The sequence below is a fragment of the Collinsella intestinalis genome (assembly GCF_902501455.1).
In the GTDB taxonomy this organism is placed as follows: domain Bacteria; phylum Actinomycetota; class Coriobacteriia; order Coriobacteriales; family Coriobacteriaceae; genus Collinsella; species Collinsella intestinalis.
Genome location: NZ_CABWIC010000011.1, coordinates 191788 through 207452 on the forward strand (window position 1 = coordinate 191788; position 15665 = coordinate 207452).

Below are 15665 nucleotides of genomic sequence, written 5' to 3' on the forward strand. Positions count from 1 at the left end.
CCACAAAGCCTGCATCCCTGCCAGGGCCCGCCGTGCGATAATGGACAGCGCATAAGCGCACATACACCTTCAATCACACAAGGCGCCCATGGCTATTTCTTCTTCGAACAAAACATTCTCCGCCCGCATGGGCGATCCCGATAAGACCGGGGATCTGTCCGCTGCTGCTGCGGCAGCGGCCCCGTCCAAACCGCACAAGCGTTCAGCCCGCGGTAGCGATGTGGTCAAGCGCGAGAAGCAGGAGCGCCGCGCCGCTCGCAAACAGGCCGTGTCCGCTTCGCACTCCACGCGTAAGTCGGTTGGCGGCGCTTCGGTTGCGAGCGGCTCCCCGCGCGCGAGGGGCGGCAAGGCACCGCGCCCGGCCCAACAAGATTTCATGCGCTACGCTTCGGACAACGCAGTGGTGCGGTGGATCTACGCCCTGACCACCGGCCCGCGCCGCTATCTCTTTTATGGCGCTGTGGTCGCGCTGGTGTTGGTGGGGATTTACGGCCCGGTGAAGGATTTCTACATCGCGCGCCGCACGGTGATGATCCTCGAGGAGCAAACCGCGATTCGCAAGGAGTACAACGAGACTCTCGGTGACGAGGTGGGCAGCCTCATGTCCCAGGAGGGTATCGAGGACACGGCGCGCAAAGACTTGGGCATGGTGATGCCCGGCGAGCAGACCATCACCGTCGAGGGCTTGGACAGCGAGGGCAATCCGGTTGTGGTCGATCCGAGCAAGCCCGCCGAGGAGGGCGAGGGCGCTTCGGGCGAGGCATCTGCCGAGGACTCCGCCAAAGCCGACTCCGATAAGGATTCCCAGCCGCTGAAGGGTGCCGACGCCGCGAACAAGGACAAGACCGGGTCGAACGCCGTCGCGACCGACCCTTCGAAAAAGCCGATGACCTCTGCGGAAGTCGAGGCCGCCGAGCGTGCCGTGTTGGAGAACTCCCCTTGGTACTGGAAGGTGCTTGACGTGCTTTTCGGGTTTGACGGCGCGAAGGGCATGGCCGTGGTCTCGACGGGGGAGAAGGAATGAGTACGGTGAAGATCGCCGCTATCGACTTGGGAACGGTGTCCTCTCGTTTGCTGTGCGCCGAGATGAGCAACGGTCAAATCACGGCATCGACCAAGCGCACCGTCATTACCGACCTGGGCGAGCGTGTGGACGCTACCGGCGTTTTTGCCCCCGCCGCGATCGACCGCGTTACGCAGGCCTGCGCCGAATTCGTCCGCGAGGCGCGAGAATTCGGTGCTCAACACGTGTGCTGCACGCTGACGAGTGCTGCCCGCGATGTGTCCAATGGCAATGATCTGCTGGATCGCTTGCGAGATCTCGGGCTTGTTCCGCAGGTCATTCCTGGCGAGGTTGAGGCTCGCTTGACGTTTTACGGCGTCGCGCACGACTTTGCAAACGAGCGCATTGCCGTAGCCGATTCCGGCGGCGGGTCGACGGAGCTGGTGGTTGGGCGCGCATCCGATGGGGGTTTGGAGCTCGATTGCGCCGAGTCGCTCAACATCGGATGCCGTCGTGTGACTGAGCGCTTCTTCTCAAGTGTTCCGCCGAGTGCCGACGAGCTGGACAAGGCCGCGGCATGGGCGCGTGCGCAGTTCGAGCCCTATTGGGCGGGGCTTGCCAACCGCCCGGAGCGGCTCGTTGCCGTGGGCGGCACCGTGACCACGCTTGTTGCGATGGTCCACGAGCTCGCGGTGTACGACTCGCATTTCGTGCATCTGCGAGATTTGACGATCGAGCAGGTCGAGGATGGTATCGACCGGATGAGAAGCCTCACCGTTGAGCAAATTGCGCAGCTTCCGGGCATCCAGGCCAAGCGCGCGCCGGTGATCTTGGCGGGTGCGATTGTAGTGCGCGAGCTCATGCGCGCCGGCGGGTACGGTTGCCTGACGGTGAGTGAGAACAGCCTGCTTGCAGGTGCAGCGGCAACGATTTACGAGGCGACCATGAGCGGTCGCACCGTCATCGGTTGGATCCCCGAGCTATCCAGTTGGTAACCGAGCTATCAAGTTGGTAAACAAGTAAGCCCTCCGTAGCCGGAGGGCTTTTTCATCCTGGTAGAGGCGGTGGGACTCGAACCCACAATCCCGAAGGCCGAAGATTTTAAGTCTCCTGCGTATGCCAATTCCGCCACGCCTCCATAGGGGAGAAGTGTACCATGCGCGGGTGCCGCCTGCTGCCCTGTTCGTACTCGCTCAGAATGTGGCCACGTTCGTGGAGGCATTCCTGGCAATCGATGCGCTCGCGTGGCCCGCCGGTGCGGTTGGGGTCGTATCGAAGCGCCTGGTGAGAAAAAATGAAAAAAGTCCTTGCCCGTCCCCGTGTCTTTTACTATTATTGGAAATCACGCGGGCGTGGCGGAATTGGCAGACGCGTATGGTTCAGGTCCATATGGGGGCAACCCCGTGAAGGTTCAAGTCCTTTCGCCCGCACCACTGATTGAGAGAGCCCCAGCAATGGGGCTTTTTTCATGCCCTGATTCGGTGCTCGATGCGCGCGGTGCTCGGTACGCACGCAGCGCTCGATGCGCACGCCCATTCAGCGATGCTAGCTGTTGGGGGGGCGCTGGAGGGCATTGCGTCCCACCCCGTGCGTGTCCGAGTGTGTGTCCGATTTGGGCGTCACTGTTGCCCTGCGGTCCTCGTTTTCCGCAAATGAATAAAAATCAAAGTTTCGCCGTGCGCAATGAATAGATTTTTGCGAATGACGGAAATCGCTTCATGCGTTTTCGGCGTTGTGGTCAAAATATCCTGATTGTGCGCTGAATTTCGCTTCCAGAGTTGGTCGGAAGCCGGAAAGGGAGGGCAATGGTCTGCCGAGGGGGCCATATTGCCGAACGCTTGCGTTGACAATTGGGCAAAATGCCAGGATTCGGACGAATCCATTTTTATGCACGGCTTCGATGCCCTTCTTTTCGGCGCACAATCAGGGTATTTTGACCACTTCCGGGAAAACGAATAAAAACAAACCCCCTATTGGACGGCATTTGCTGCTCGAGGGCCCGCGCACCTACCATGTACGCCTTGGTGTCTGCCATGTGCGCCCTTGCGTCTGCCGTGTATGCCTTGTTGGGTGCGACGTATTTTCACGGGCAATTAATCGGGAGCTGGTAATCGGCAGAGTAGAATACGGGACGTTGGCCCGTGTTGGCGTTTGGCCGGGCCTCCTTGGATGTAAGCACCTTCGATTTGGGAATGTCCTGCATGATCGAGCTTCTTAAGCGATTCTATAGGCCCTTTCGCCTCGAGTGCATCCTCGGGCCCCTCAGCAAACTGATCGAGGTCGTGTTCGACCTGACCACCCCTCTCGTGGTGATGCGGATGATCGACCGTGGGGTGGGCGGCCGCAGCGTGGAAACCGTGCTTGCATACGGTGGTTTGCTTGTGCTCATGGCGTGTGCGGGCTTTGTTTTTACGCTTGTCTGCCAAAAAATGGCGTCTCGTGCTTCGCAGGGCATGGGAACCGACATGCGAAACGCCTTGTTCGAGCGCGTTAATGCCCTGTCCTATGCCGAGATCGACCGTTTCGGTACGCCATCGCTCATCACCCGTATCACCAACGATGTCAATCAGGTTCAGCTTGCCATCGCTTTGGGCGTGCGTCAGCTCACGCGCTGGCCGCTGCTTTCGGTGGGCTCGATGATCGCCGCGATGGCCATCGATGCGAAGCTGAGCATCATCTTCTTTATCTCAATGCCACTCATCGGCGGTATTTTCTGGTTCGTGATGGCCCGCTGCGTCCCGTATTTCAAGCGCATGCAGCAAAAGCTCGATCGCATCGGCTTGCTTACGCGCGAGGGCTTGTCGGGCGCTCGCGTGGTGCGCGCATTTGTACGGGAGGACCACGAGCGTGAGCGCTTCCGTCATGCGGCGGATGAGCAGGTAGACATTGCCATCGCCGTTGGAAAGCTCTCCTGCGTGCTCAACCCCGCGACGTTTCTCGTGATGAATCTCGCCGTCTGCGCGATTCTGTGGGTGGGAGGTCTGCAGGTGAATGCCGGCGCTCTTACGCAGGGCGAGGTGATGGCATTCGTCAACTACATGACGCAGACTTTGCTGTCGATCGTCTATGTCGCCAACCTGGTAGTGGTATTCACCAAGGCGGGCGCGAGCGCCGGGCGCATCCTGGAGGTGCTCGATTGCGAGCCGGGAATTCGTTCGGGGGCCGATGCGGCGACCGAGCCGGATGAGCATGCGGAATTCGCCATCGCCTTGCGTGATGCCTGCTTTGCGTATCCCGGGAGCACGGTGAATGCCGTCGACCATGTGACGCTCGAATTGCCTCGGGGCGGGACGCTCGGGATCATTGGAGGCACCGGCTCGGGCAAATCAACACTCGTGAGTCTCGTTCCGCGTCTTCACGAAGTGACGGGCGGCTCTGTCGAGGTGCTCGGACGTGATGTACGGGCCTGGGACCTTGATGCGCTTCGTCGCCAGGTGGGTTTTGTGCCGCAGAAAGCCGAGTTGGTGAGCGGGACGATACGTTCGAACCTGACGTGGCGCGATCCTTCCGCCACGGATGCCGACCTGTGGTCCGCACTTGAGACGGCGCAGGCACGCGAGTTTGTGGCCGCGCTTCCCTTGGGGCTCGATGCGCCGGTTGAGGCGGGTGGCAAGAATTTCTCGGGCGGGCAGCGGCAACGCCTGACCATCGCTCGCGCGCTGGTGGGCAGCCCTCGGATCATCGTCATGGATGATTCGGCTTCGGCGCTCGACTTCAAGACCGACGCCTCCCTACGCACGGCGACTAGGGGGCTCACGTGCGCGAAGGGCGCGCAGGGTGGAGACCCGACCACGGTGATTGTGAGTCAGCGCGTGTCCTCGGTGCGTGACGCCGACCTCATCTGCGTGATGCGGCATGGCTCGGCCGTGGGCGTGGGTACGCATGAAGAGCTGCTGAGCAGCTGCGATATCTACCGCGAAATCTGCGCATCCCAACTTGGGGCAGGGGAGGGGGCGACGTCTCATGCCTAATCCGTACGCATCCACGGCCGGCGCGGCTACCATCACCGCCGCAGTTGCCGGCAACGAGAGCCTGAATGAGCTAAAGGGACCGTCCAGCTCCGATCGCGACCCGGTCTCGGGCACAAGGATGTCGGCGGCTCAGGTCACGCGCCGCTTGCTGACCTATGTTCGTCCGCATCGAATGACGCTGGTCGCCGCGTTTGCAAGCTCGGCGGCGAGCGTGGTGCTGCAGCTCTACACCCCGATTCTCATCGGCCGCGGCATCGACATGATTCTGGGTGCGGGCCGAGTTGATTTTGTCGCGCTAGCCCCGCTGTTGATCGAGCTCGCGACGGTGGTTGTTGCGGGCGCCTTGCTGCAGTGGTTGCAGGGCGTGTGCGTGAATCGCGTGTCTTATGTCACCGTGCGCGACCTGCGCGTCGAGGCCAACGACAAGCTCACGCGTGTTCCGTTATCGCTCGTGGATTCGCATGCCCATGGCGACCTCATTTCACGCGTGGTCAATGATGTCGACCAGGTGGGCGACGGTCTGCTCCAGGGATTGAATCAGCTCTTCAACGGCGTGGTGACCGTGCTTGCGACTCTTGTCTTCATGGTCGCGACTTCGCTGCCCATGGCGCTCGTGGTGGTGCTCGCAACTCCGTTTTCCATGCTCGCGGCCAGTGCCATGGCGCGCTTGTCGGGCAAGAGCTTCACTGCGCAGATGCGCATCCAGGGCGGGCTTTCGGCGTATATCGAGGAGTATGTCGGAGCGCAGCGGCTGGTGAGCGCGTTTGCGTATGGCGACCGGGCATGTGAGGGGTTCTCGGCAATCAATAGCGAGCTCTATGCGGCGGGCGAGCGCGCGCAGTTTTTAAGCTCGCTCTCCAATCCGGGAACCCGCTTTGTAAACAACATCATCTACGCCGCAGTGGCCGTGGCGGGATTCGTCGGCGTGATTACCGGGTTCCCCGCCCCGCTTACTGTGGGCGAGGTTCAGATCTTCCTGTCTTATGCGAACCAGTACACCAAGCCGTTCAACGAGATCTCGGCGGTGGTGACGCAGATTCAGGGCGCATATGCCTCGGCGCGCCGTGTTTTCACGCTGCTCGATGCCGTTGAGGACGTGCCGGATGCGGAAGATGCGGTCGAGTTGGACGTGCATGCGGCAGGCCCGGCTGTTGCGGCGGGCGATGTCGTGTTTGACCATGTTGATTTTTCTTACGTCAAAGAGCATCCCGTGCTGCGAGACATCTGCCTGCACGCGCGCCCTGGCATGCGTATGGCGCTTGTGGGCCCCACTGGGTGCGGCAAGACGACTCTCATCAATTTGCTCCTGCGCTTTTACGACGTGGGCGCGGGCGAGATTCGCATCGATGGGGTGCCCATCGAGTCGTGCGCCCGCGAGAGTCTGCGTCGGTCGTTCGGCATGGTGCTGCAGGACAGCTGGCTGTTCGAGGGCACCGTGCACGACAACATAGCCTACGGCCGTCCGAGCGCCACGCGCGAAGAAGTTGAGCGGGCCGCCCGTCGTGCTCATGCCGACGCGTTCGTGCGCGCTCTGCCCCATGGCTACGACACGGTGCTTCCCGAGGATGGCGGCTCTCTGTCGCAAGGTCAGCGACAGCTGCTGTGCATCGCTCGCGTCATGCTTGCCGATCCGGCGATTCTGCTGCTCGATGAGGCTACGAGCTCCATCGATACGCGCACCGAGCTCCAGGTCCAAGCCGCGTTCGATGAGCTCATGAAGGGCCGTACGAGCTTTGTGGTCGCGCATCGCCTGAGCACGATCCGAAACGCCGATTGCATCTTGGTCATGCGCGATGGTCGCATCGTCGAGAGCGGCACGCATGACGAGCTTCTCGCTGCGGGAGGGTTCTACGCCACGCTTTACAGCAGCCAATTCGCTCAGTAGTTGCAATCTGTGCCTGTCCCCAAGTGGGCCCCCAAGTGGGCCCCCACGTGAGGCCCGTTGCACTGCCTTGCGACCGTTTGGCCGAATACTTACCGAGCCTTAACGTGGCGTGCCGTATCATTACGATACTTGCTTAAAGCAGCGTTAGGAACCGACGGGAAGGGCCGCTGGCATGGCACTCAAATACACCAAGATGGAGCGCAACTGGGTCATGTACGACGTGGGCAATTCCGCCCTCGTCCTGCTGAACACCGCCGTCGTGCCCATCTACTTCAACGCCATCAACACCGGCGCGCACCCGGCGGAGCTGGTGACCGCCTGGGCCAATGCCCAGACGGTCGCCTCGCTTGTGGTGGCCCTGCTCATGCCCATCCTGGGTTCGCTGGCCGATTATGCGGGCAATAAGATCAAGTTCTTCACGGGCTTTTTCTTCACCGGTGTCATCTTGTGCATGGTCGAGGCAATCCCCATGGGGGCGCTGCCGTTCTTGGTGGTGTATGTGCTGTGCACCATCGGCCTCAACTCGTCGATGACGTTCTACGACGCCATGCTCACCGACGTCACCACCGATGAACGCATGGACGCGGTGTCGAGCTCCGGTTTTGCCTGGGGCTACGTTGGCTCTACCATTCCGTTCATGGCATGCATCGCCCTGATCTTCGCCGGCCCGGGCATGCTCGGCCTGGATACCCTAACCTGCACGCGCATCTGCTTCATCATCACCGCCTTGTGGTGGCTCGCCTTCACCGTTCCGCTGCTGCGCACGTATCAGCAGCGCTTTGGCAAGGAGCGCGACGAGAGCGTGAGCGGCGTGGTCCACAACATCAAGAACACGTTCAAGGGCCTGGCCGACACCATGCGCAGCATCATGCACGACCGCGTGTTGCTCGTCTTCATGGTCGCGTTCTTCTTCTACATCGACGGCGTACACACGGTCATCTCCATGGCTACCAGCTACGGAGCCGCCCTTGGCATCGACTCCACCCAGCTCGTACTGGCGCTTCTCGTCACGCAGTTCGTGGCCTTCCCCTCGGCGATCATCTACGGAAAGCTCGCCGGCCGCGTGGGCACCTTGCGCATGATCATCGTCGCGGTGGCGGCCTATGTGGGCATCGTGCTGTTTGCCGCCTTCTTCCTCAAGTCCGCTGCGGAGTTTTGGATCTTGGCCGTCCTGGTGGGCATGTTCCAGGGTGGCGTCCAGGCGCTTTCTCGCAGCTACTTCGGTCGTCTCATCCCCAAGGAGCGCTCCAACGAGTATTACGGCTTCTTTGATATTTTCGGACGTTACGCATCTGTCATGGGTACTCTGCTAGTATCTGTTGTGACCTTGCTCACGCACGATCCTTCTTTAGGAGTGCTTTCCATCGGGATTTTGCTGGTAGTGGGTTTGGTCATGCTAGTAAAGCTCTCCCGCATGCAGGAGGCGCGCGTCTAAGCGCCTGCCTGTGCCCCGCGCCGTCCGGTGCGGGGGATGACATCGGTCACCTTTGCGGAGGGCTTTGCGAGCAACAGCAAAGCCCTCCGATTCTTTGAAGGTGATGAAGAACATGGAACAGAACAGCAAGAACACCCCTTCCGCCATGACGGGTGAGGCTCCCGTGCGCTCGTGTGACACGCATTACATCGCGCGCGTGGGCATGATTGCGGCCGTGTACGCCGCCGCCACGCTTGTCACGGTGATGTTTTTGGGCAGTCTCGCCTGGGGCCCGATCCAGTTCCGCGTGAGCGAAGCCCTGTGCGTCTTGGCCCTGTTCACGCCTGCGGCCGTTCCGGGGCTTACCCTGGGCTGCGCCATCGCCAATATCGCCAACATCGCCTTGTCCGGTACGGGCATGCTCGGCATGCTCGACGTGGTGTTCGGCTCTCTCGCCACATTCGTTGGCGCGTCCATCACCTGGAAGCTGCGCCGTCGTCCGGCGATCGCGCTCATGGGCCCGGTGCTGGCCAACGCCCTCATCGTTCCGGCGTATCTTCCCCTGTTGCTGCAGGGGATCGGCTTTTACACCATTCCCTTCACGTCCATCTCGCTAGATGGTGCCTATCCGCTTATGTATCTCTTCGGGTTGGTGACCACGGGGCTGGGTGAAGCGGTTATCATGTATCTGTTGGGGTATCCGCTTGCCCGTTCGCTGGCAAAAACGCCGCTCATCAAGCGTGAACTCGCGCAAACGGGTACAAGCAGGTAATAGCTGCGGGAGTTCGCTCGCACCGCGCGCCGCGAATCGGCGCGCGATTACAGGCGCTTCCGCTCGAGTTGTTAGCCGAGGGGAGGGCGCATGAATTCAACCATCGTGATACCGAGCTATTGGGCGGGCGATTCCGCCGATCTCGAATCGCCGGGGGCGTATGATCACGCTTCCGAGGTGGGCTCCGCGCGCCCCGAGCTCGATCGCTGCCTGGCTTCCCTCGAGCAGGTCAGGAACATCGGCCGCATCATCGTGCTGCTCGTCTGCCCCCAGCAGCTCACGGAGCGCATCGCCGAGCGCGTCCATGGAATCATCGAGGACCATCCCTCGCTCGAGGTGACGCTCGTCACCAACCGCGAGGCCTCGGTCATCATGGACCGTGTCGCCGCGATCGCGCCCAAGGTGCGTGGCGAGGGCGTGTCCCTGCGCGGCTACGGCGCCATCCGCAACATGGGTTTGGTCTGCGCCGCTATTCTCGGCCATGACGCCGTGGTGTTCTTGGACGACGACGAAGTGGTGCTCGCCCCCGATTTCTTGGAGAAGGCCCTGTACGGCTTGGGGCATGAGACGCGCCAGCGCCTGCCCATCCTCGCCAAGAGCGGCTACTTTTACAACGAGGCTGGCTCGCCCCTGGCCGACACCACGAAGAAGAACGGTCTCACCAATCGCTGGTGGACCAAGCGCATCGAGTTCAACCGTTGGATGGAGCGTGCTCTTTCGGGCACGCGCATCTCGCGTTCGAATTACGTGTGCGGCGGTTGCTTTGCCGTGCACGCGCGGGCGTTTCGCCGCGTGTCCTTCGATCCGTTCATCACCCGCGGTGAGGACCTGGACTTCCTGTTCAACATGCGCCTCGCCGGTATGGACGTGTGGTTCGACAACGCCTGGGTGGTCAAGCATCTGCCGCCCCACCAGGCCGAGTACGCGCCGCGTTTCATGCAAAACGTGTACCGCTGGTACTACGAGCGCGCCAAGCTCGCCAGCGCCGCTCGCCGGCCCGACATCACATCGGTCACGGCCGCCTCGCTCATGCCTTATCCGGGCCCGTGGATCTCGGATGGGCTGGACGACCGCGTGCGCAAGACCGCGCTGGTCCGCGCCCTGTTCACCCGCGAGCATCGTGGATATTGGCGCGTCTATCGCCATGGGATAGACGAGGCGCGCGGGCATGCGCGCGAGCATCAAGATGATTATCTGCGCTTTGTGAGCTTCTGGCCGAGTATCGTGGCCGGTCTCGCGGGCGACGAGGGGCTGCGTGCCCTGTTGGAGCGTTAATGAACAAGCAAGATATGCGGGCGAGTGCCCGAATCGCCGCCGGTGCGCGCGGCCTGGCCCCTGTCGATGCGCTTCCCGCCATACGCCTGTTGAGCGCGATGGCGATTTTCGCGCTGGTCTGCCTGTTCGGCCACGCCATCCTCACGGGCGTCGAATCGATCACGACCCTCGCGGCGCTCACGCTGCTCGTGATCTTGGTCCTCGCGTTCATCTACGCGTTCCTCACGCCTGACACGTTGCGCTCCCAGTACACCGAGCAGACGCTCGCCGTCGCGTCCGAGATGCTCGAGGACATCACCTGCGGCCTCACGCCCGAGAGCGCCGAGCAGATCTGTCGCCGCCTGCTGCCGCATACCCGTGCGATGACCATCGCCGTCACCGACCGCGAGGTCGTCCTCGCTTGCGTGGGCGAGCTCTCTGAGGATTTTCCGGCGGGGTCGTCCATTCACACCCCCGCTACGCGCTATGTCATCGATCACGGCATCGCCCAGTCCTTCACCAACGTGATGGACGTGCGCGGCGAGCGGGGACGCCGCCGCCACATTCCGGCGGGCATCATCGCGCCGCTCATGGTGCGCGGGCAGGCGGTGGGAACGCTTAAGTTCTATTTCCGCTCCCCGCGCCATGTCAACCGCACCCAGTATGCATTGGCATCGGGTTTTGCCGAGCTGCTCTCCACCCAGCTCACGGTGCACGAGCTCGAGCGCCAGTCCGAGCTCACCGCCCGCGCCGAGATCCGCGCGCTGCAAGCCCAGATCAACCCGCATTTCCTGTTCAACACGCTGAACACCATCGCGGCGCTCACCCGTACCGAGCCCCTGCGGGCTCGCGAGCTCCTGCGCGAGTTCTCCCAGTTCTACCGCGCTACGCTCGAGAACTCCGGCCAGCTCATTCCCGTCAAGCGAGAGATCGCCCAGACGTTGCGCTATCTGAAGTTCGAGAAGGCTCGCTTTGGTGAGGACCGTATCGTCGTGACCACCAATGTGGACGAGAACGCGGAGGACATGCAGATTCCCGCGTTCGTCATCCAGCCGCTGGTGGAGAACGCCGTGCGCCATGCCATGCCCGACGAGGGGCCGCTTGGCATCTCCATCACCGTTGCCATGGCGGGGAATCGCGCAGTGTCCATCGAGGTCGCCGACGACGGCGTGGGCATGGACGAGCAGACCGCCATGCGCCTGTTCGACCAATCGGTGACACCTCCCGACCCTAATGCACCCCAGGGCGGTGGCGCGGGCGTTGCCATGCACAACATATCTGAGCGCATCAAGCGCTTCTACGGGCCCAAGTCGCGCACGAGCGTCGAGTCCGAGCCCGGACATGGAACCGCCGTTCGCCTGCATCTCGATCTTGAGGGTAGTATGTACGACGAGGGGTAGAATGGGTACGAGACCGTACGGACGGCGCCTGTGTCGGGTCCCATTTGTAGGAATGAAAGGTAATCGATTTATATGCTACGTGCGATGATCGTCGATGACGAGGCCCCTGCGCGCTCTGAGCTGCGTTTCCTCTTGGAGCAGACGGGCAAGATCGGCTCCATCACCGAGGCGTCGAGCGTCCGCTCCGCCATCGAGATGCTCATGGGGACGAGGGTCGACGTCGTGTTCCTGGATATCTCGATGCCCGGAGCGTCGGGTCTGCAGCTTGCCGAGGCCCTCTATAAGCTCAAGAATCCGCCTGCGATTGTATTCGTGACCGCCTACAGCGACCATGCAGTCGAGGCGTTCGACGTGGATGCGGTCGACTATCTCATGAAGCCGGTCGAGGAGGCCCGTTTGGACCGCGCGATCGAGAAGGTCATCGCTCGCGCCAAGCCGGTGCCGGTCGAGCCTGTGGCCAAGCCCACCAACATCGAGCGTATCCCGGTGGAAAAGGGCGGTCGCAAGGTTCTCATCCCGGTCGATCAGATCCGCTTCATCATGGCCAAGGACGATTACTCCTGCATCTTCACGGAGGACGATCGCTATCTGTCCACCACCTCGCTCGCGCAGTTCGAGTCCAAGCTGGGCGAGTTCGGCTTCTTCCGCGTGCATCGCCGCTATATCGTGAACCTCGTCAACGTCGAAGATGTCGAGACCGTGCCTTCCGGCGCCATCCAGCTCGGCGTGAGCGGCGTGGATGAGCGTATCCCCGTGAGCCGCCGCCGTGTGGTTCCGCTCAAGAAGGCGTTGAATCTGTAATGGCGCGCCGCATCGACATCGTCTCGGATACGCACGGCTATCTCGCACCGGAGCTCAAGCGTGAGATTGACGGGTGCGACCTGTTGATCCATGCGGGGGATATCACTTCGGAGTCCAATTGGGCCGAGCTTGAGGTGAGCGTGCCTGCCATTCGCGGCGTGCTCGGCAATAATGACGGCTTTTACGCGTACGGCCCCGAGGTCGTTCGTTTGAACGAGTTCACGTACGAGGGCCTGCGTTTCGCGGTGTCGCACTTCCGCGAGCGGCTGCCTTTGGGCGACGTCGACGTGGCCGTGTGCGGTCACACGCACCGCGCCATGATCGAGCGTCTTGATGGGTGCTTGGTGATCAATCCGGGATCGGCTTCATTGCCGCGCGGCATGCGCGGGCCCACCATCGCGCGTTTGATGGTGGAGGCGGGCCGAGTTCTCTCGGTCGAGATCATCGATTTATAGGGAGGGGCTGCGCATGTGCGCGGCCCTTTTTTCTTAGATGGGCGATGGGTTTAGAGAAAAAGTTTTATGCTCATCGGCGCGAAGAAGCCTGTTTAAGGCGAGTTTTATCGCATCTGACCTGCGGTTTTATATCCATTGGGCAACGGGGAGATTTTTTTGAAAAAAGTTCTTGCGTCCATCGTTGTTCTCTGTGTATACTAATCCCCGCAGCGAGGAGCACAAGCGAATTGCCTGCCTGGGGAGTTAGCTCAGTTTGGTTAGAGCGCCGGCCTGTCACGTCGGAGGTCGCGGGTTCGAGCCCCGTACTTCCCGCCATCGCAATTAAAGCCTCGTCTTCTGACGGGGCTTTTTGCGTTAGATTTAAGTCTTAAAGTACATGAGTTCCCAAAAGGACGTCTTTCGTCAAACGTTGTATAGTTGATGAAAAAAACTGATATAAATTGATAGGGGGTCTTCTCGGGGCGCCCGTGTTCATGCTGATTGTGTTTTAACCTGCGGTCGAGTGGCGTGAAGCCCAGCAAGGAGTTTATTGAGATGGATATCTCCCGCAAAACCGATTACGCCCTCCGAATGCTGGCGATGCTTGCCGAAGGTAACAAGAGCCTTCTGTCGGTCCGTACCGCCGCCGAGGCGGTGGATGTCCCGTATTCTTTCGCTCGCTCGATTCAGCACGGTCTGGTTCAGGCCGGCATCGTGGAGAGCTTGCGTGGCGTGCGCGGCGGTATGCGCTTGCGCCTCAAGCCGTCCGAGATCACCATTCGCCAGATCGTCGAGGCCGTGCAGGGCCCGCTCGTCATGAACGACTGCACCGCCGATGAGGGCATGTGCCCGCGTATGGAGTGCTGCTGCTATCACCCCATCTGGGCCGGTGCTCAGGAGCTGCTGCGCGACTACCTTGATTCCGTGACGCTTGACGATGTCGTCAATCACCGTCAATATCCCGCTGTTGACGTTAAATTCACCGACCGCGACCGCTTTGTCGAATACGCGTCGTGTGGGAAGGTGTGCGGCAAGTAAGCTGCTCGCCCTTAAGGAGCACGCATGGACATGAACCCCTTCCGTACGCTTGTGAGGACGGAAGGGGTTCGTCTGTATCGCGACCTTCCGTGGCGCCGCACGCGCGATCCGTATGAGATATGGCTGTCTGAGGTCATGTTGCAACAAACGCAGGTGGCGCGCGTGGAGACCCGTTGGGTCGAATGGCTGGATCGGTTCCCGAGCGTGTTCGCCCTCGCCGAAGCCGGCACAGCCGAGGTGTTGGCGGCGTGGCAGGGCATGGGTTACAACCGCCGTGCGTTGGCGCTCAAGGCGGCGGCCGAGCAAATCGCGTTCGATTACGACGGCGTTTTCCCCACTGAAGTGAAGGAGCTCGTCGCCCTGCCCGGTATCGGACCTGCGACGGCGCAGGGGATTCGGGCGTTCGCCTTCGATCTGCCCGGGGTGTACCTCGAGACGAACGTGAGGACCGTGGTGCTGCACCACCTCTTCCCAGACGTGCCGTCTGTGCCCGACAAGGAGCTTGTTCCCATCGTCGAGGCAACCTGCCCGGCGGGGCTGGATTCGGTCGAAACATCGATCGACGTCGATGGTGGGCCTATGGGCGCTTATGCCGTTCCTCAGGACGAAGACGATACGCCCCGGTCTTGGTATTACGCGATGCTCGATTACGGTGCGTACCTCAAAAAGACCGTTCCCAACCCCTCTCGACGCGCTAAGGCGTATACGCGCCAGTCGAAGTTCGAGGGGTCCCGTCGTCAGAAACGCGCTGAGATCGTGCGCATGCTTCTCGCGGCGGGCGAACTCGGGGAGGGGATGGATGCCCCGTCCGTGCACGCGGCGCTTTGCGCCTCCGAGCACGATGCAGGCCGAGCTCCGGTGGAGCGTGAGCTGGTCGAGTCCATTCTCTCGGATCTGGGACGCGAGGGGTTCTGCTGTGAAAACGAAGGGGTTTGGCGCATCGCCTGATTGAGGCATCGTGGAATTGGGGTACAACTATCTCATTGGGACGGTTTCTCGATAGGGGCCGGCCCATCATCGGGTCGCGGATGTGGTGCAGCCGCGGCGCCGTGCCTGTGTTGCACCACCGAGGGAGGAACTCATGGATTTCGAGCAGTCGCAGACCAAGAAGAACCTCGAGGCCGCATTCGCCGGCGAGTCTCAGGCGCATACCAAGTATCGTTACTACTCCTCCAAGGCTAAGAAGGAGGGTTTCGTTCAGATTTCCAACATCTTCATGGAGACGGCCCTGAACGAGGCCGAGCACGCCAAGCTGTGGTTCAAGGAGCTGCACGGCGGCGATATTCCGAGCACGCTGGAGAACCTGCGCGACGCGGCGGCGGGCGAGAACTACGAGTGGACCACCATGTACGATGAGTTCGCCAAGACCGCCGAGGAAGAGGGCTTTACGGCCATCGCCGCCAAGTTCCGCGGCGTCGGCGCCGTCGAGAAGGCCCATGAGGAGCGCTACAACAAGCTTGCCGAGCGCGTTGAGAAGGGCGAGGTCTTTGCTCGCGAGGGCGTGAAGGTCTGGAAGTGCCTGAACTGCGGCCATCTGCATGTTGGTCCCACTGCGCCGGAGCTGTGCCCCGTATGCGCCCATCCGCAGGCCTATTTTGAGGAGCAGGTCGTCAACTACTAGGATCGAAGCACCTCACGTATCGCAAGGAAAGCGAGCCCCCGTGATCGAGCGATCGCGGGGGCTTATTCGTGA

The 15665-nt window shown here is 61.5% G+C and carries 14 protein-coding genes and 3 tRNA genes; 15 read left to right on the forward strand and 2 right to left on the reverse strand.

Annotated elements, in window-relative coordinates:
• The first annotated feature begins 88 nt into the window (after nt 1-88).
• Both AOBCEHNH_RS05825 and AOBCEHNH_RS05830 read left to right on the forward strand, forming a co-directional pair.
• Nucleotides 89-1024, forward strand: a complete 936-nt coding sequence (locus AOBCEHNH_RS05825; protein WP_226803322.1) for an FtsB family cell division protein — start codon at nt 89-91, stop codon at nt 1022-1024.
• Entirely contained in the window at nt 1021-1998 is a 978-nt protein-coding gene (locus AOBCEHNH_RS05830; RefSeq protein WP_152063537.1) for a Ppx/GppA phosphatase family protein, read from the forward strand. Before AOBCEHNH_RS05825 ends, AOBCEHNH_RS05830 begins: the two co-directional genes overlap by 4 nt.
• A 58-nt stretch (nt 1999-2056) precedes the next feature.
• Here the strand turns inward: AOBCEHNH_RS05830 and AOBCEHNH_RS05835 are convergent.
• Nucleotides 2057-2141: transfer RNA gene (locus AOBCEHNH_RS05835), tRNA-Leu, on the reverse strand.
• Nucleotides 2142-2349: 208 nt separating this feature from the next.
• Between AOBCEHNH_RS05835 and AOBCEHNH_RS05840 the strand changes: the two genes are divergently transcribed.
• A tRNA-Leu gene (locus tag AOBCEHNH_RS05840) sits at nt 2350-2436 on the forward strand.
• 452 nt (nt 2437-2888) lie between these two features.
• Here AOBCEHNH_RS05840 and AOBCEHNH_RS05845 read toward each other — a convergent pair.
• Complete coding sequence (locus AOBCEHNH_RS05845; RefSeq protein ID WP_193221200.1) at nt 2889-3038, reverse strand: hypothetical protein; 150 nt, start codon at nt 3036-3038, stop codon at nt 2889-2891.
• Nucleotides 3039-3204: 166 nt separating this feature from the next.
• On the opposite strand from AOBCEHNH_RS05845, the gene AOBCEHNH_RS05850 reads away from it, so the two are divergent.
• The 12 genes from AOBCEHNH_RS05850 to rbr all read left to right on the forward strand — a co-directional run bounded on the left by AOBCEHNH_RS05850 (nt 3205) and on the right by rbr (nt 15593).
• Entirely contained in the window at nt 3205-4974 is a 1770-nt protein-coding gene (locus AOBCEHNH_RS05850) for an ABC transporter ATP-binding protein (RefSeq protein ID WP_193221201.1), read from the forward strand.
• The gene (locus tag AOBCEHNH_RS05855; RefSeq protein WP_152063539.1) at nt 4967-6859 is read left to right on the forward strand and encodes an ABC transporter ATP-binding protein; all 1893 of its coding nucleotides are present in this window, start codon (nt 4967-4969) and stop codon (nt 6857-6859) included. The genes AOBCEHNH_RS05850 and AOBCEHNH_RS05855 overlap by 8 nt, the downstream gene beginning before the upstream one ends.
• Before the next feature lie 172 nt (nt 6860-7031).
• The gene (locus AOBCEHNH_RS05860) at nt 7032-8294 is read left to right on the forward strand and encodes an MFS transporter (protein ID WP_152063540.1); all 1263 of its coding nucleotides are present in this window, start codon (nt 7032-7034) and stop codon (nt 8292-8294) included.
• Between the two features lie 145 nt (nt 8295-8439).
• Complete coding sequence (locus AOBCEHNH_RS05865; RefSeq protein ID WP_152063710.1) at nt 8440-9045, forward strand: QueT transporter family protein; 606 nt, start codon at nt 8440-8442, stop codon at nt 9043-9045.
• Nucleotides 9046-9135: 90 nt separating this feature from the next.
• Nucleotides 9136-10320: a glycosyltransferase gene (locus AOBCEHNH_RS05870; RefSeq protein WP_152063541.1), complete on the forward strand. Its 1185-nt coding sequence runs from the start codon at nt 9136-9138 to the stop codon at nt 10318-10320.
• Complete coding sequence (locus AOBCEHNH_RS05875) at nt 10320-11699, forward strand: histidine kinase (protein ID WP_152063542.1); 1380 nt, start codon at nt 10320-10322, stop codon at nt 11697-11699. The genes AOBCEHNH_RS05870 and AOBCEHNH_RS05875 overlap by 1 nt, the downstream gene beginning before the upstream one ends.
• Nucleotides 11700-11771: 72 nt before the next feature.
• Entirely contained in the window at nt 11772-12500 is a 729-nt protein-coding gene (locus AOBCEHNH_RS05880; RefSeq protein WP_006723319.1) for a LytR/AlgR family response regulator transcription factor, read from the forward strand.
• Nucleotides 12500-12955 carry a metallophosphoesterase gene (locus tag AOBCEHNH_RS05885; RefSeq protein ID WP_152063543.1) on the forward strand — a complete coding sequence of 152 codons (456 nt, stop codon included), beginning with the start codon at nt 12500-12502 and terminating at the stop codon, nt 12953-12955. Before AOBCEHNH_RS05880 ends, AOBCEHNH_RS05885 begins: the two co-directional genes overlap by 1 nt.
• Nucleotides 12956-13192: 237 nt before the next feature.
• A tRNA-Asp gene (locus AOBCEHNH_RS05890) sits at nt 13193-13270 on the forward strand.
• A gap of 219 nt (nt 13271-13489) precedes the next feature.
• Nucleotides 13490-13972, forward strand: a complete 483-nt coding sequence (locus AOBCEHNH_RS05895) for an RrF2 family transcriptional regulator (RefSeq protein WP_152063544.1) — start codon at nt 13490-13492, stop codon at nt 13970-13972.
• A 24-nt stretch (nt 13973-13996) separates the two neighbouring features.
• Nucleotides 13997-14920, forward strand: a complete 924-nt coding sequence (locus AOBCEHNH_RS05900; protein ID WP_152063545.1) for an HhH-GPD family protein — start codon at nt 13997-13999, stop codon at nt 14918-14920.
• A 133-nt stretch (nt 14921-15053) separates the two neighbouring features.
• The gene (gene rbr, locus AOBCEHNH_RS05905) at nt 15054-15593 is read left to right on the forward strand and encodes a rubrerythrin (RefSeq protein WP_006723314.1); all 540 of its coding nucleotides are present in this window, start codon (nt 15054-15056) and stop codon (nt 15591-15593) included.
• Nucleotides 15594-15665 lie beyond the last annotated feature (72 nt).